Genomic DNA, 15735 nt, shown 5'->3' on the forward strand with positions numbered 1-15735 from the left:
CCCAACCGATCCCAGACACGAGAGACATGACCCACGATCGAAGTCGCGGCGCGGCCCAGGCCGCGCTCAGTTCCAACGAGGCGGAATCGGGTGCGCGCGAGCCCTGGTACGACCGCCTCCTCCAGGTGCTGCACCTGAAACCGCGCGATTCGCTGCGCGGCGACATCGAAGAGGCCCTGGCCGAGCCCGATTCGGGTGAGAACGCGTTCTCGCCGCTCGAGCGCGCCATGCTCAAGAACGTCCTCGGGCTGCACAAGGTGCGCGTCGACGACGTGATGATCCCGCGGGCCGACATCGTCGCGGTCTCGGTCGAGACCAGCCTCGGCGACCTGCTGAAGCTGTTCCGCACCGCCGGCCATTCCCGCCTGCCGGTCTACGGCGAGACGCTCGACGACCCGCGCGGCATGGTCCACATCCGCGACTTCGTGGACCACATCGCCGCGCGGGCCGAGGCCGCCCCGCGCCGCAGCGCCGCGGCCGCCGCCAACGGCGCGACGCCCGCCCCCGCCGAGGCCGAGGCGGCCAAGGATGCGCTGAAGGACGCGCAGAAGCCCGCCCCGCGGGTGCGCCGGGCGCCCGCCCGCGCCCTGCGCACGCTCAACCTCGGCAACGTCGACCTCACCGCGACGCTCGCCTCCACCCGCATCCAGCGGCCGGTGCTGTTCGTGCCGCCCTCGATGCCGGCGATCGACCTGCTGGTGCGGATGCAGGCGACCCGCACCCACATGGCGCTCGTCATCGACGAGTACGGCGGCACCGACGGGCTGATCTCGATCGAGGACCTGATCGAGATGGTGGTCGGCGACATCGAGGACGAGCACGACGTGGTCGAGGGCCGCCTCGTCCAGCGCCTCGAGGGCGAGGCCGAGGTGTTCGTGGCCGATGCCCGTGCGCCGCTGGCGGAGGTCTCCGAGGCCACCGGCGTCGACCTCGTCGCGGCGGTGGGCGAGATGGCCGAGGAGATCGACACGATCGGCGGCATGATCGTGACGCTGGCCGGCCGCGTGCCCTCGCGCGGCGAGCTCATCGCCGGCCCCGGCGACCTCGAGTTCGAGGTGCTCGACGCCGACCCGCGCCGCCTCAAGCGCCTGCGCTTCCAGCGCGGGCCCGCACGCATCGCGGCCTCCGCCGTGCCGCTCGCCCTGCCCCCGCCCGCCGCGCCCCCTGCCGTCAACGCGATCGAGACGCCCGCACCGTGACGCCGGCTCCCGAAGCGCCCCCAGCAGCCACGCTGCCGGGCGGCGCGGCCGCGCGCCTGGCCAACGGCGTCATGCTGCTGCGCGGCTGGCGCCGGCTCGCCCTGAGCTTCCTCGCCGGCAGCGTCGGCGCGCTGGCGATGCCGCCCTTCGGCCTCCTGCCCGCGCTGGCCGTGTCCCTCGTCGTCGCGGTCTGGCTGGTGGACGGGGCGGCGGGCTCGCGCAGCACGGTCGCCGCCCGGCTCCGCCCCTGCGCGCTGGTCGGCTGGGCCTGGGGCTTCGGCTACCTGTTCGCCGGGCTGTGGTGGCTCGGCTCGGCCTTCCTCGTGGAGGCCGACGAGTTCCTGTGGGCGCTGCCGCTCGGCGTCGTCGGCCTGCCGCTGGCGCTCGGGCTGTTCTACGCCGCGGGCTTCGCCGTCGCCGGCCTGCTCTGGGTCCGCGGCCCGGCGCGCATCGCCGGCCTCGCCTTCGGGCTGGCGGGCGCCGAGTGGGTGCGCGGGCACGTCTTCACCGGCTTCCCCTGGAACACCCTCGGCATGGCGCTCGGCCAGAACCTCTGGCTGATGCAGTCGGCCTCCCTCGTCGGGCTCTACGGCCTGACGCTGCTCGCCGTCCTCGTCTGCGCCGCGCCGGCGACGCTCGCCACCGGCTCGCATCCGCGCAGCCGCCTCGGCCCGACGGCCGCCGCCGCGATCGTGCTGGCCGCCATGGCGCTCCACGGCGCGGAGCGGGTCGGGCCCGATCCCGACCCCACCGTCGCCGGGGTGCGCCTGCGGCTGGTGCAGCCGAACTTGCCTCAGGACGCGAAGTTCCGCCCCGAGAACCGGCAGGACATCGTCGACCGCTACGTCGAGCTGAGCCGGCGCCCGCCGGAGGCCGGCGAGGCGGCGCCGACGCACATCCTCTGGCCGGAATCGGCCTTCCCGTTCCTGATCCAGCGCGATCCCGCGGCGATGGCGCAGGTCGGCGCCGGGCTGGAGCCCGGCCAGCACCTGATCACCGGCGCGGCCCGCGCCGAGGAGCCGCTGCCCGGCGAGCGCCTGCGCTACTTCAACGCGATCATGGCGATCGAGCCCGGCGGCCGCATCGTCGACAGCTACGACAAGGTCCACCTCGTGCCGTTCGGCGAGTACCTGCCCGCGCCCCTCGACGCGGCCCTGCGGGCGGTGGGCCTGCGCCAGTTCGTGGCCGTGCCGGGCGGCTTCTCGGCCGGGACGCTCGCCGGCCAGCGCATCCTCAACGTGCCGGGCCTGCCGCCGGTGGCGGCGACGATCTGCTACGAGGCGATCTTCCCCGGCGCGATCCTGCCGGCCGGCGCCACCGCCGCCGATCGGCCCCCCGGCCTGATCCTGAACGTGACCAACGACGCCTGGTTCGGCGACACGCCTGGCCCGCGCCAGCACCTGGCGCAGGCCCGCCTGCGCGCCGTCGAGGAGGGCCTGCCGCTGGTGCGCGACGCCAACACCGGGATCTCGGCGGTGATCGACGCGCACGGGCGCGTCGTCGCGCAGCTGCCGATCGAGCAGGAGGCGGTGCTCGATGCCGACCTGCCCGTCCGCATCCTCGGCGGCACCCTCTACGGCCGGGCCGGCGACTGGCCCTTCGCGGCGATGCTCGCCGCCTGCCTCGCGGGCGCCCTCCGGGCCCGGCGGCTCGCGTGAGGGCGGCGCGGCGCATCCCGCCCCTCCTGCTGACCTGCGGCCTGATGGCGGTGGCGTTCAACCTGCGCCCGGCGCTGAGCACCGTCGGGCCGCTGCTCTCGTCCATCCGCGCGGCGACGGGTCTCTCCGCGGCGGGGGCCGCGGTGCTGACCACCCTCCCCGTCCTCTGCCTCGGCCTCGCCTGCGCGCTGACGCCGCTGATCCTGCGACGGCTCGGCGCCGACCGCGGCGTGCTCCTCGGCATCGTCGTGGTCGCGGCCGGCCTGGCCCTGCGCGGCCTCGGCGGTGTCGCGGCGCTGTTCGCCGGCACCGCGGTCGCCGCCTTCGGCATCGGGCTCGCCAACGTGCTGCTGCCGGCCGTGGTCAAGCGCGACTTCCCCGGCCGCGCCGGGGCGATGACCGGGCTCTACACCATGACGCTCTGCCTCGGGGCCGCCGCCGGCGCCGGCCTCGCGGTGCCGCTGGAGCAGGCGATCGGCCGGGGCTGGCCGCTGGCGCTCGCGGTCTGGGCGCTGCCGGCGGTCGTCGCCGCCCTCGCCTGGGCACCGTTGAGCCGGGCCGTGCCGGAGCGGTCGTCGGCGGCCGCGCCGGGCCGGCTCCTGCGCGATCCGCTGGCCTGGCAGGTCACCGCCTTCATGGGCCTGCAATCCTCGCTCGCCTACGTGCTGTTCGGCTGGCTGCCGGCGATCCTGCAGGGGCGCGGGCTCCCGGCGCTGGATGCCGGCCTCGTCGCCTCGGTGGTGACGCTGCATCAGGCGCCGGGCGCCCTCGTCGTGGCGATGCTGGCCGCGCGCGTGCGCGACCAGCGCGGCTGGATCGTCGCGGTGCTGGCCGCGACGCTGACCGGCTTCCTCGTCCTCGCCTTCGGACCGGAGAGCCTGCGGTTCCCCGCCTCCGGGCTCCTCGGCCTCGGCATCGGCGGCTGCTTCGGGCTGGGCTTGAGCCTCCTCGTCCTGCGCACCCGCGACGCCGCCTCGGCCGGCGCCCTCTCGGCGATGGCGCAGGGGATCGGCTACGTCTTCGCCTCGCTCGGCCCCCTCGGCTTCGGCCTCGCCCACGACGCCACCGACGGCTGGGTCCTCCCGGCCGCCCTGTTCGCGACGATCATCGCGGCGGCGGGCGTCGCCGGGATGGGCGCCGGGCGCGACCGGGCGGTCGGCGCGGCGGCCCGAGCCGCCGGCACGGCGTAGAGGCTTCCGGCCCCCGTCGGAGGGTCCCGCCCGCGCCGCCCCACGCGGTGATCTGCGGTTGCGCCGCAGCGACGGGGGCGGGCACCCGAAATGCCCGTTAACCGACCGGTTACCATGACGACCTAGCGCCTGCCGCCAGTGCGGCGCGCTTCCGCGCCGACCGGGCGCGGACCATGACCCTGATGACGTTGGCCCTGAGCGGATGGGCCGCGGCGAAGCCGCATCTCGACCTCTTCGGAACCCTCGGCCTGCTGCTCGGCTTCGCCGCCGGGATCCTGCCGCATCGGCGCGGGATGCTTCTCGCCTCGGCCGGATGCGCCGCCGCCTTCGGCCTGCACTACCTGCATCTCGGCGCGCTCACCGGCACGGCGATGTGCGCCATCGCCCTGCTGCAGAACCTCGTCTCGGCGCAGGCGATCGGGCCCGCGGGCCGTGCCGCCTGGGTGGCACCACTCTTCGCCGCGACGACGCTGGTCGCCGCCGGGACGACGCTGGCGACCTGGTCCGGCTGGCCGTCGGCCTGCGCCGGGCTCGGCGCCCTCCTGGCGACGGCTGCCCGCCTCCAGGGCGATCCGCAGGGCATGCGGCGCCTCTTCCTCGGCGCCAGCCTGTGCTGGGCCGTCCACAACGGCCTCGTCGGCTCGGTCTTCGGGCTCACCTGCGACCTGCTGACCCTGTCGGGGCTGGCCCTGTCGCTGGTCCGGCATCAGCGGCGCCCGGCGCCGCGGGCGCTCCCCGCCACCTGAGGCCGCGCCGCGGCGGGCGACGCCGCTTCCCTCCTCCGTCCCGAGGGGGCGCGACGCTCACGCCACGCGGATGTGGGTCGCCACCCGCGGCGGCTCCTCGGCGCCCGTCTCCGCTTCGAGGATGCGCATGTCGAGCCGGCCCTCGTCGTCGCGGAATACGTCGTAGACGACCCGGTCGACCACGGCGTTGCCGTCGCCGAAGATCAGCACGCGCGGCTTGTGGGCGATCACGTCGTCGACGCCGCCGTAGCTCGCCGAGGCAATGATGACCTCGTCGCCGACCTGGCAGGTGCGGGCGGCGGCGCCGTTCAGGACGCAGCAGCGCGAGCCGGCGGGGCCGTACAGCACGTAGGTGCTGATCCGCGCCCCCGACATCTTGTTCCAGATCTCGACGAATTCGAGCGGATCGAGCCCCGCCTCGCGGCAGAGGTCGGCATCGAGCGTGATCGAGCCGTGATAGTTCAGGTCGGCGCCCGTCACGCGGATGCCGTGCAGCTTGGCCCGAACGAAGCTCTGCATCATGCTCCCCCGAGCCGGGCGACGTCGGCCCGGCGATGCGCGGCCGCACCTCCGAGTCGGGGCGGTCGCGTCGCGCTTCCTACGGCGGCGCATGCCTGCGTGGCAATCGGCCGGTCGGGACGCTCCCCTGCCCCCCGCGCTACCCCTTGTGCCGCAGCCGGCTCGCGAAGAAGCCGTCGAGGCCGCCGCGCCGGCTGTCCGAGCCTTCGAGGTCGGCCGGGAGCGTGCGCAGGTCGCCGTCGGCGTTGATCACGCCGTCGACGCCGCCGACCTCGTCCGCCCGCACCGGCACCCGCTCGAACGCGGCGTTGCGCTTCAGGAAGGCGGCGACCTGGCGCTCGCCCTCCTCCTGCTCCAGCGAGCAGGTGCAGTAGACGAGGCGCCCGCCCGGCCGCACCAGGGTCGCGGCCTTGTCGAGCAGGCGCGCCTGGAGGAGGTGCAGGCGGATCAGGTCGGATTCGGTCTTGGTCCAGGCGACGTCCGGATGGCGGCGGATCGTGCCGGTGGCCGAGCACGGCGCGTCGAGCAGCACCGCGTCGAACGGCTTTGGGGGCTCGAAGGCGAGCGCGTCGCCGACGACCACCTCGGCGGTCAGCCCGAGCCGGGCGAGGTTTTCGGACAAGCGCTCCAGGCGCGGGGCCGAACGGTCCAGCGCGGTCACCACGGCGCCCCGGCTCGCGAGCTGCGCGGTCTTGCCGCCCGGCGCGGCGCAGAGGTCGGCGATGCGCTCGCCGGGCTGCGCGCCGAGGAGCCGCGCGGGGATCGCGGCGGCGGCATCCTGCACCCACCACGCGCCATCGGCGAAGCCGGGAAGCTCGGAGACCGGCACCCGCAGGTCGCCGAGCCGGAGCGAGCCGGTGGGCAGCGCCGCCGCGCCGAGGCGCTCGGCCCAGTCGCCGGCCTCGCCCTTCAGCGTCAGGTCGATCGCGGCGCCGGCCAGGTGCGCGCGGGCGATGGCGGCGGCTTTCTCCGGCCCGTAGGCCTCGCGCCAGCGCGCGGCCAGCCAATCCGGGGTGTTGGCCTCGAGCGGGTCGTCGCATTCGGCCAGGATCGCCTCGCGCTCGCGCACGACCCGGCGCAGCACCGCGTTGACGAGGCCGGCGAGATGCCGCGCCTGCGGATCGGCCTTGGCCAGGCGCACCGCGAGGTCGACCGCGGCATGGTCGGGAACGGCGAGGTCGAGGATCTGGGCGGCGCCGGTGGCGAGCAGCGCGACGAGGCGCGGCTTGTCCTCGGGCAGGCCCTGCTCCATCCGCGCGGCGAGCGCGCGCCGGAGGAAGCCGAGGCGGCGGAAGGTGACCGTGGCGATGGCCCGCGCCAGACCGGCATCGCCGGCGTCGAGCCCCGCGACGCGGGACGCCTGGGCCAGCGCATCCTCCAGGGCGAGGGCGCGGTTCTTGCCCAGCAGGTCGGCGACGACGGCGTGCGCCACCCGGCGCGCGGCGAGGCCGGCGACGTCCGCCTCGACCGCCTCCGGTGCGGATTTCGGCGGCGATTTCGGCCCCGGGCGCGGACCCTTGGTCGCGCCCGCCGCCCGCGCCGGCCCGGACGCGTTGCGCCCTCTGCCCATGGATGCCACTTCCTGAAAGACCCTTCGTGCCGGCGTGCTGCCGCCGGACCCCGATGCCCTCCCACTTGAGCGAGTCCGATGCAAGGTGAAACCAGCCGCGACGGGACCGACGAAGCCCGGACCGAACACGTCGAGGACGGCGGCGGGACCGCCCCCCGTCCCCTCACCCCGGCGGCCGCGCGCGCCCTGGCGGAGGCGGCCGAGCGCCGCAGGGCGATCGACGCGCGGGCCGCCGCGGTCTCGGCCGCCCCCGAGCGCCTCGGGCGCGGCGGCCTGGAGCCGGTCCGCTACGACGACTGGGAGGTGAAGGGGCTCGCCGTCGACTTCTGACGTCGCGCCTCGCCGGCCGGAACGACCGTGCCGGCCCGCTGTTGGGCTCGCGAAGCATACGGCGAGACGAGGGACCCGATGGCGACCAAGGTATCGAGCAAGGATGCGCCAAGCGGCGCCGACGGCGAGATCGCGCTCGCGAAGGGCGCGCTGGTCGCCATGCGGATGTGGCGCGACGAGCCGCCGACCGACGACAAGCCGAGCACCACCTCGGAGCACGAGACCGTGGGCTACGTGATCGCCGGCCGGGCCAAGCTGGTGCTCGAGGACCGGACGGTCGCACTGGAGCCCGGCGATTCCTACTGCGTGCCGGCCGGCATCGCGCACACCTACCACATCCTGGAGACCTTCACGGCGATCGAGGCGACGGCCCCGCCCGCCGCCTAATCCCGCGGGCTCCGGGGCGTTCAGTGCGTCACGTAGACCGGGGTGCCGACCGAGACGCGGTCGTAGAGGTCGACCACGTCCTGGTTGTACATCCGGATGCAGCCGTAGGAGGCCCAGGTGCCGACCGAGCTCGGGCGGTTGGTGCCGTGGATGGCGTATTCGCCGCCCGACAGCGTCATCGCGGCGGCGCCCATCGGGTTGTGCGGCGAGCCGCCGGCGATCAGGTTCGGCAGGCGCGGGTTGTCGCGCTTGACCTCGCTCGGCGGCGACCATGCCGGCTGCACGTACTTGCCGTCGATCGACTTGGTGCCGAACCACTGCTTGCCCGGCTTGCCGACCGCGACGGGGTAGCGGATCGCGGTTCCGTCGCCGTTCACGAGGTAGAGCCGGCGCTGCGAGACGCTGATCACCACCGAGCCCGGCATCACCCCGTCCGAGAACGGCACCACCTCGCGTGCCAGGGCCGGCGCCCCCGCGACGAGACCGGCCAGCAGCGCGCCGCCGAGGCTCGTGGACACGTACTTCCTGACCGACATCTTGGGATCTTCCTGCAAAGCGTGACCGTTCGCTGCAGCAATAATCCACGGCCAAGCTCGGCGTTCCAGCTCATCCTGCGACGACTGCGGGCTTGCTCACCGTCTTCGGGGAAGACGGTAAAAAGCGCCGGGCTTGATCGTGATAAAGGCGATCGTCCGTCGAAAGATCTGCTTTACCGCTCGATCAGATCCAGCGCCGTCGCGTCCTGGGCCTGCCAGCCGTGGCGGACGAGCTCGGGGTCGGCATGCTCCTCGACGGGCCAGCCGACGCAGAGGTAGGCGACGAGGTGCCAGCTGCCCGGCACGTCCAGCAGCGCCGCGATGCGCGCCGGCTCGAGGATCGAGACCCATCCGGTGCCGAGGCCGCGGGCGCGGGCGGCGAGCCAGAAGGTCTGCACGGCGCCGACCACGGAGTAGCGCAGCATCTCCGGCATGGTCGCGCGACCGAGGCCGTGGCCCGCCTCGGTCGCCTCGTCGCAGAAGACCGCCAGGTGCACCGGCGCCTCGCGCAGGCCCGCGAGCTTCAGGGCGCGATACTGCGCCTGGCGGGCGTCGGCGTAGCGCAGGGCCGCATCGGCGTTGCAGCGCTCGAAGCTCGCGACCACGCCGGCGCGGCGCTCGGGGTCGGCGACGCGCACGAAGCGCCACGGCTGGCTGTTGCCGACGGAAGGGCTGCGATGGGCCGCCGCCAGGCTCTGGCGGAGCAGGGCCTCGTCCACCGGGTCGGGCCGGAAGCGGCGCACGTCGCGGCGCCACGCGAACAGGTCGTCGAGCGCCTGCCGGAAGTCGTCGTCGAAGCGGGGCGGGCGGGGGTCGGTCATGGTCGGTCCGCCTCATAGCGGGTTTTGCGCCTTCCCGCTGCCCGTGGGCCCCGGGGAGATCGAACGGGCCGGGCGGGCACAAAAAAAGGCCGCCCTCGCGGGCGGCCTGAAGTCCTTGGGTCTCGAAACCTCTGGGATGTCGCGTCGTGGGATCCGGTGACGCCCGAGGGCTGGGGAGCTCGGGATTCGGGCGTCGACGGGCACGACCCGACGAGGGTTCGGCCTTCGTTGTCGCGCCGCAACGCGGCTCGGGAAAGGCGCGATCGGGGCGAAAGCGCGGCATTTGTTTCTTGTGCGTGTCCCGTCCGCAACGAATCGGATCGCCGCCGCGGGACTCTTGCGGCCCGGCCACCCGAGGCCCATCCTCAGCGGCTGACGGCAAGACGACGGCGGCAGGCCGACGGCGGAGGAACGATGACCGAGCGGACGAGCGGCGAGATCCGGACAGACGATTCGACGGCCCGCGTGGTCCCCTTCCCGAGCCCATCCACCGCCCCGCAGATCGCGTTCGATCGGCACGAGCTGCGCACGATCTTCAACCTCTACGGCCGCCGGGTCGCGGAGGGGGAGTGGCGCGACTACGCCCTCGACTTCCGCCGCGACAAGGCGGTGTTCTCGATCTACCGCCGCACCTCCGAGATGCCGCTCTACCGGATCGAGAAGGACCCGAAGCTCGCGCGCCGCCAGGGCGCCTACGCCGTGGTCGCCGCCACCGGCGTGGTGCTCAAGCGCGGCACCGACCTCGCCCGCGTGCTCGCGGTGCTGGAGAAGCCCCTGCGGGCCGTGTGAAGCGTTCGGATTTCTGCGCGGCGATCCTTCGTCCGGTGCCGTCTTGGCCGATGGTACGCTCGCTGCGCGCCCGGATCGCGGCGCGGGGGGGCCTTCCCCCGGGCAGGCGATCGGCCTCGCACATCTTCAGATTCCTTTTCCGGACCCTCCCCGTCATCCCGGGGCTGCGCAGGGCGGACATTGCCCGCTGGGGGAAGTGGCGCGGCGTAAGCGTAGCTCCCCCGGAACGAAGAAGGCCCCGGCGTTTCCGCCGGGGCCTTCTTCGTTCGTCCGGTCCGTTTTCGCTCAGCGGCGGTCGCCGAGGAGCGAGAGCAGGAACTGGAACATGTTGATGAAGTCGAGGTACAGCGTCAGCGCGCCGTTGACCGACATCTTGGCCGCCGCTTCGCCGTCGAAGCCGCTGGAGAGATACATCTCCTTCAGCTTCTGGGTGTCGTAGGCGGTGAGCCCCGCGAAGATCAGCACGCCGAGCACCGAGACGGCGAACTGCAGCGCCGACGAGGCCAGGAAGATGTTGACGATCGAGGCGATGATGATGCCGATCAGGCCCATCATCAGGAACGAGCCCATCCCCGAGAGGCTGCGCTTGGTGGTGTAGCCGTAGAGGCTCAGCGCGCCGAAGGTCGCCGAGGTGATGAAGAACACCCGCACCACGCTGGCGCCGGTGAACACCAGCAGCAGCGTCGACATCGAGGCGCCCATCACCGCCGCGAAGGCGAAGAACATCGTCCGCGCCGACGAGGCCGACATCCGGTCCATCCGCATCGAGAAGACCAGGATGAAGGCGAGCGGGGCGAACATCAGAACCCACTTGAGCGGGCTGTTATAGAGCGTCTGGCCGAACGGGGTCAGGGCGAGGCGGCCGCTCGCGGTCGCGGTGGTGGCGGCCATGTTGAGGCCGAGCGCGACGAGGCCGGAGATGCCGAGCCCGACGACCATGTTGTTGTAGACGCCGAGCATGAAGGTCCGCAGGCCCTGGTCGAACGCGACCTGGGTGCCGGCCTGCGACGGCGCCTGGGCGCCGTAGCGGAAGGGAGAGTTGTCGAATGCCATGGGAGTGACCTCGGAAGGCTCGCTCGTGCGTGGTGTTTGAGACGAGGCCCACGCAGGGGACCTCTGGCGCCATCGAGCGCCTCGTGTCGGAATATGTTGCTTTCGGCCGCCCCGCACAAGAGCCCGGCAGAGCTTGAAAAAGCGCTTTCGATGAATCCCCGCGGGTGAAATTTGTTCACGAAGTCTGGGATTAAAGTTCGCTGCTACTTCGCCGACGGCTCCCGATGCCGTCGTTCACGATCGCGGCAAGCTCACGCGGGGGATACGCAAGGGTCACGACTGCCGCAGGTACGGTGCAGGCTTCTGGCCGAGGATGCGCCAGGTCCCGGCGAGCCCCAGCACCACGGCGAGCACCACCGCGGCCGCGGCCGCCGCCAACGCCCCCGACAGGTCGAGGACGAAGTCGAGGCGCATCACCCGGGTGACGATCACCCAGCCGGCGAGCGTGCCGGCGAGCAGCCCGAACAGGGCGGTGACGAGGCCGAGCGCCCCGTATTCGAGGCCGTAGGCGGCCAGCAGCCGTCCGCGGGTCGCGCCGAGCACCTTCAGCACCACGGCGTCGTAGAGCCGCGCCCGGTGCCCCGCGGCGATGGCGCCGGCCAGCACGAACAGGCTCGCCAGCACCGCCACCGCGCTCGCGCCGCGGATCGCCAGCACCAGCCGGCCGACGAGGTCGCCGACGGCATCGAGGGCGTCCTTCACCCGTACGCTGGTGACGGAGGGGAACGCCTTGGCGACGTCGCGCAGGATCCGGTTCTCGACCGCGCCGTCGGTGCCCCCGGGCAGGGTGAGCGTCGCCAGGTCCGAGTGCGGCGCGCCGCGGAAGGTGCCGGGGGAGAACACCATCACGAAGTTGATGCCGAGGTTGCGCCACTCGACCTTGCGCAGGTTGGCGATGGTGGCGGTGAGGTTCCGCCCGAGCACGTTGACGGTGACGCGGCTGCCGACCTTGAGGCCGAGGTTTTTCGCGAGATCCGCTTCGAACGAGACCAGCGGCGTCCTGGCTTGTTCCGCGTTCCACCACGTGCCTGCGGTGAGCGTCGAGCCCTCTGGCACGTCCTCGGCGTAGGTGATGCCCCGGTCGCCGTCGAGGACCCAGGCGGCGTCCTCCGGCGGGCGGATCTTCTCGGCCGGGACGTCGTCCAGCGCCACGATGCGGCCACGCATCATCGGCACCCGCTCGATCTTGGCGCTGGGCGCCTGGCGCGCGAGGAAGTCGTGGAAGGCGCCCGAATCGGCGGCCGGGATGTCCAGGAAGAACAGGTTCGGCGCGCGCGCCGGAAGGGTCGCCGAGATGGTGCGGCGCACGTTCACGTCGATCAGGCTCAGGGTCACCAGCAGGGTCACGCCGAGGCCGAGGGAGAGGACGATGGCCGGCGTCAGGGCGCCGGGGCGGTGGAGGTTGGCCAAGGCCATCCGCGGCGCGGCCCGCCGCGGATGCGGCAGCCGGCGGGCGAGCGCCATCACGCCGACCGCGACCAGCCGCAGCAGGCCGAAGGCGAGGCCGGCGGCGGCGATGAAGATCAGCGCCACGCGCCGGTCGAAGGCGGTGCCGACGGCGAGCCCCACCAGGGCGGCGAGCGCCAGCGCCAGGGTCGCCCGGTAGCGCGGGCGGATGCCGCTGGCTGCCGGGTCGACGGCGTCGCGAAACAGCCCCGAGACCGGGACGTCGTGGGCGCGCCCCAGGGGCGTGATCGCGAAGGCCAGGGCCGTGAGGAGCCCGTAGGCCGCCGCCTGGAGCAGCTCGAGGGGCGCCAGCGTCGGGTTCAGCGGCAGGGGCAGGCTGTCCCGGAACAGCGCGTCGAGGGCGAAGGGCAGCGCGGCGCCCACAGTGAGCCCGATCGCCGTGCCGAGCCCGGCGATCAGCATCACCTGCGTCAGGTACAAGGCGACGACCTTCGAGCCCGGCGCACCGACGCTCTTCAGGGTCGCGATCGAGGGGCGCTTGCGCTCGACGAAGGCGTTGACGGCGTTGGCGACGCCGACCCCGCCGACGATCAGCGCGGTGAGGCCGACCAGCGTCAGGAACTGGGTGAAGCGCTCGATGCTCTTGGAGAACCGCGGGTCGGCATTGGTGCGCGCCCGCATCTCCCAGCCGGCCTGCGGAGCGGCCGCCGCGATCCGGGCGGCGGCGGCGTCGAGGCCCGCATCGTCGGCGCCGGGCAGCAGCAGCCGGTAGCTCCAGCGGTTAAGGCTTCCCGGCTGGACCAGGCCGGTGCGGCGCAGCGCATCTTGCGACACGATCAGCCGCGGCCCGAAGCCGATGCCGCCGGCGATCTTGTCGGGCTCCGAGACGAGGGTCGCGCGGATGGCGAAGGGCCGGCCGGCGAGCGTGATCCGGTCGCCGACCTTGAGGTCGAGGCGGGTCAGCAGCGCCGGGTCGGCGAGCGCGCCGTCGATCCTGTCACGCTCGGCCAGCAGGTCGGCGAGGGGCGCCTGCGGCTCGGTGACGAGCTCTCCGGCGGTCGGGTAGCCGGCATCGACCGCCTTCAGCTCGACCAGCGCCGCGCCCTCGCCCGCCACCGCCATGGCGCGGAGCGAGGCGACCACGTCGACACGCCCCTGCGCGTCGAGCACCGCGCGCTCCGGCTCCGTCGCCTCGCGGTTGATCAGGCTGTAGCTGAGGTCGCCGCCGAGGATGCGCTTGCCCTCGCGGCCGAGCCCGTCCGACAGCGAGCGCGAGATCGAGGCGACCCCGGCGATCGCCGCGACGCCGAGCGCGATGCAGGCGAGAAACACGGCGAAGCCGCGCAAGCCCCCGCGGAGCTCGCGCAGCGCGAGGCGCAGGGTCAGCGGCAGGCGCGAGGCGGGCGTCGGCCGGGGCTGGGAGAGGGTGCCGTGCATCAGGCCGCCACCGGCTCCTCGATCCGCCCCGAGCGCAGGCGCACGGTGCGGTCGCAGAGGCGGGCGAGCCCCGGATCGTGGGTGACGAGGACGAGCGTCGCGCCGCGGTCGCGCTTCAGCGCGAACAGCAGGTCGACGATCTGGCGGCCGGTCGCCTCGTCGAGATTGCCCGTCGGCTCGTCGGCGACCAGGATCGCCGGGTCCGGTGCCACGGCGCGGGCGATGGCGACGCGCTGCTGCTCGCCGCCCGAGAGCTGGGCCGGGTAGTGGTGCAGCCGGTGGCCGAGGCCGACGGCTTCGAGTTCCCGCCGGGCGCGGGCATGGGCGTCCGGCTTGTCGGCCAGCTCCAGCGGCAGGGCGACGTTCTCCAGGGCGGTCATCGTCGGGACGAGGTGGAAGGCCTGGAACACGATGCCGATCCGCCGGCCGCGGAAGCGCGCGAGCGCGTCCTCGTCGAGGGCGCCGAGGTCGGTGCCCTCGATCCGGATCGCGCCGGCATCGGGCCGCTCGAGGCCCGCCATCACCATCAGCAGGGTCGACTTGCCGGAGCCCGACGGCCCGACGAGGCCGACCGCCTCGCCGCGGCCGACGTCGAGCGAGATGCCGCGCAGCACGTGGACGCGGGCGGCCCCCCGCCCGAGGCTGAGGTCGATGCCAGAGAGAGCGATGGCTGGCGTCCCGGACGCGGACATGGCAGGCGAGGTCTTGCCGGGAGAGGGGTTGTCGGCGGTCACGGTCGAGCCGATCTGTGGCGGATGGCGAACATGCGGGACGGAGATCACGGTTGGCGGACGAACGTTCGGTGCGCTCCGGCACGACCCGTGCCGGGCGATGCGCGCGGGCCCGATATGGCGAGCGCGACGGAGCCACGCCATGATGGCCGGCGCAGGGCGGCGCTGATGGCGCTCTTTGCCGCAGCGGGGCTGGTCCTGTCGATGGCGGGCCTCGCGCCGGCCAAGGCGGATCCGAAGCCCGAATCGAAGCCGATCCGGCTCGTCGCGCTCGGCGACAGCCTCACCGCGGGCTACCGCCTTCCGGCGAGCTCCGCCTTCCCGGCGGTGCTGGAGCGGGCGCTCGCGGCGAAAGGCCGGACGGTGACGGTCGCCAATGCCGGCGTCTCGGGCGAGACCGCCACCAACGGCCTCGACCGGGTCGACTGGTCGGTGCCCGACGGCACCGACGGGGTGATCCTGGAGCTCGGCGCCAACGACATGCTGCGCGGCACCGATCCCGCCGTGACGCGGAAGGCGCTGGAGGCGATCGTGACGCGGCTGAAGGCGCGCGGCATCCCGGTGCTGCTCGCCGGCATGCGGGCCTCGACCAACCTCGGGCCCGACTACGTCGCGCGCTTCGACGCGATCTACCCGGATCTCGCCCGGACCTACGACCTCGTGCTGTACCCGTTCTTCATGGCCGGCATGGTCGGCGACCGCGCCTACACCCTCGACGACGGGCTCCACCCGAACGCCAAGGGCGTCGACGTGATCGTGGCCGGCATCCTGCCCTCGGTCGAGACCTTCCTCGGGCGGCTCCCGGCCGGGGCTCGTTAGCGATGCCGCGCCTGTTCACGGCGCTCGGCCTCCCGCCTGAGATCGCCGCCGGGCTGGCGCCGTTCCGCGGCGGCCTGCAGGGCGCACGCTGGATCGAGCCGTCGGATCACCACGTCACCCTGCGCTTCCTCGGCAACGTGCCGGTCGCGCTTGCCGAGGACGCGGTCGAGGCGCTGTCGGAGATGCGGGCGCGGCCGGCGCTCGAGGTGGTGCTGGACGGCCTCTCGGTGTTCGGCGGCGACAAGCCGCGCGCGCTGCTCGCCAGCGTCGCCGCCAACGCCGATCTGATGGACCTCCAGGCCGAGCAGGAGCGCCTGATCCGCCGGGCGGGCGCCGAGCCGGAACGGCGCAGGTTCGTGCCGCACGTGACGCTGGCGCGCCTGCGCCGCGAGGCCACGCCCGAGGCGGTGGCGATGTACCTGTCGCAGGCGCCGATCTTCACGCCGCTGCGCTTTTCCGCGACGCAGGTGGTGCTGTACTCGGCGCGCGACTCGACCGGGGGCGGGCCCTATGTCGCGGAGGCGGCGTTTCCGTTCGCCTGAG

General features: G+C 73.7%; 16 protein-coding genes. 9 read left to right on the forward strand and 7 right to left on the reverse strand.

The window, feature by feature from the left end; translation table 11 throughout:
* The first annotated feature begins 26 nt into the window (after positions 1 to 26).
* From FV227_RS12520 to FV227_RS12535, 4 genes are all read left to right on the forward strand, one after another.
* Complete coding sequence (locus FV227_RS12520) at positions 27 to 1199, forward strand: hemolysin family protein (protein ID WP_147859051.1); 1173 nt, start codon at positions 27 to 29, stop codon at positions 1197 to 1199.
* A 71-nt stretch (positions 1200 to 1270) separates the two neighbouring features.
* Positions 1271 to 2857, forward strand: a complete 1587-nt coding sequence (lnt, locus tag FV227_RS12525; RefSeq protein ID WP_147859057.1) for an apolipoprotein N-acyltransferase — start codon at positions 1271 to 1273, stop codon at positions 2855 to 2857.
* A gap of 44 nt (positions 2858 to 2901) precedes the next feature.
* Positions 2902 to 4047 carry an MFS transporter gene (locus FV227_RS12530; protein WP_147859058.1) on the forward strand — a complete coding sequence of 382 codons (1146 nt, stop codon included), beginning with the start codon at positions 2902 to 2904 and terminating at the stop codon, positions 4045 to 4047.
* A 173-nt stretch (positions 4048 to 4220) separates the two neighbouring features.
* Complete coding sequence (locus FV227_RS12535; RefSeq protein ID WP_147844555.1) at positions 4221 to 4793, forward strand: YgjV family protein; 573 nt, start codon at positions 4221 to 4223, stop codon at positions 4791 to 4793.
* Between the two features lie 57 nt (positions 4794 to 4850).
* Here the strand turns inward: FV227_RS12535 and panD are convergent, their stop codons facing one another.
* Both panD and FV227_RS12545 read right to left on the reverse strand, forming a co-directional pair.
* Positions 4851 to 5312, reverse strand: coding sequence for an aspartate 1-decarboxylase (panD, locus tag FV227_RS12540; RefSeq protein WP_147729911.1), 462 nt, complete (start codon positions 5310 to 5312; stop codon positions 4851 to 4853).
* A gap of 139 nt (positions 5313 to 5451) precedes the next feature.
* Positions 5452 to 6882, reverse strand: a complete 1431-nt coding sequence (locus tag FV227_RS12545; protein ID WP_147859052.1) for an RsmB/NOP family class I SAM-dependent RNA methyltransferase — start codon at positions 6880 to 6882, stop codon at positions 5452 to 5454.
* Positions 6883 to 6960: 78 nt separating this feature from the next.
* Between FV227_RS12545 and FV227_RS12550 the strand changes: the two genes are divergently transcribed.
* Positions 6961 to 7212, forward strand: a complete 252-nt coding sequence (locus tag FV227_RS12550; protein WP_147859053.1) for a DUF1674 domain-containing protein — start codon at positions 6961 to 6963, stop codon at positions 7210 to 7212.
* Positions 7213 to 7290: 78 nt separating this feature from the next.
* Positions 7291 to 7599 (forward strand): cupin domain-containing protein, encoded by a 309-nt coding sequence (locus FV227_RS12555; RefSeq protein ID WP_147727237.1) that lies wholly within the window; start codon positions 7291 to 7293, stop codon positions 7597 to 7599.
* Between the two features lie 20 nt (positions 7600 to 7619).
* Here the strand turns inward: FV227_RS12555 and FV227_RS12560 are convergent, their stop codons facing one another.
* On the reverse strand, positions 7620 to 8135 hold the full coding sequence (locus FV227_RS12560; RefSeq protein ID WP_147727236.1) for a L,D-transpeptidase: 516 nt from the start codon (positions 8133 to 8135) through the stop codon (positions 7620 to 7622).
* A 173-nt stretch (positions 8136 to 8308) separates the two neighbouring features.
* The gene (bluB, locus tag FV227_RS12565) at positions 8309 to 8956 is read right to left on the reverse strand and encodes a 5,6-dimethylbenzimidazole synthase (protein ID WP_147727235.1); all 648 of its coding nucleotides are present in this window, start codon (positions 8954 to 8956) and stop codon (positions 8309 to 8311) included.
* Positions 8957 to 9370: 414 nt separating this feature from the next.
* On the opposite strand from bluB, the gene FV227_RS12570 reads away from it, so the two are divergent.
* Complete coding sequence (locus FV227_RS12570) at positions 9371 to 9745, forward strand: DUF2794 domain-containing protein (protein ID WP_147727234.1); 375 nt, start codon at positions 9371 to 9373, stop codon at positions 9743 to 9745.
* Positions 9746 to 10030: 285 nt separating this feature from the next.
* Here the strand turns inward: FV227_RS12570 and FV227_RS12575 are convergent, their stop codons facing one another.
* From FV227_RS12575 to FV227_RS12585, 3 genes are all read right to left on the reverse strand, one after another.
* Positions 10031 to 10798: a Bax inhibitor-1/YccA family protein gene (locus FV227_RS12575; RefSeq protein WP_147727233.1), complete on the reverse strand. Its 768-nt coding sequence runs from the start codon at positions 10796 to 10798 to the stop codon at positions 10031 to 10033.
* Positions 10799 to 11071: 273 nt separating this feature from the next.
* The gene (locus FV227_RS12580) at positions 11072 to 13642 is read right to left on the reverse strand and encodes an FtsX-like permease family protein (RefSeq protein WP_147859054.1); all 2571 of its coding nucleotides are present in this window, start codon (positions 13640 to 13642) and stop codon (positions 11072 to 11074) included.
* Complete coding sequence (locus FV227_RS12585) at positions 13642 to 14334, reverse strand: ABC transporter ATP-binding protein (protein ID WP_147725813.1); 693 nt, start codon at positions 14332 to 14334, stop codon at positions 13642 to 13644. Before FV227_RS12585 ends, FV227_RS12580 begins: the two co-directional genes overlap by 1 nt.
* Positions 14335 to 14541: 207 nt before the next feature.
* Between FV227_RS12585 and FV227_RS12590 the strand changes: the two genes are divergently transcribed.
* Together FV227_RS12590 and thpR are read left to right on the forward strand one after the other, a co-directional pair.
* Positions 14542 to 15192 carry an arylesterase gene (locus tag FV227_RS12590; RefSeq protein ID WP_147725795.1) on the forward strand — a complete coding sequence of 217 codons (651 nt, stop codon included), beginning with the start codon at positions 14542 to 14544 and terminating at the stop codon, positions 15190 to 15192.
* A gap of 2 nt (positions 15193 to 15194) precedes the next feature.
* Entirely contained in the window at positions 15195 to 15734 is a 540-nt protein-coding gene (gene thpR / locus FV227_RS12595; RefSeq protein WP_147842691.1) for an RNA 2',3'-cyclic phosphodiesterase, read from the forward strand.
* The last annotated feature ends 1 nt before the right edge of the window (position 15735 follow it).

It is taken from the genome of Methylobacterium sp. WL119, from assembly GCF_008039875.1.
In the GTDB taxonomy this organism is placed as follows: Bacteria; Pseudomonadota; Alphaproteobacteria; order Rhizobiales; family Beijerinckiaceae; genus Methylobacterium.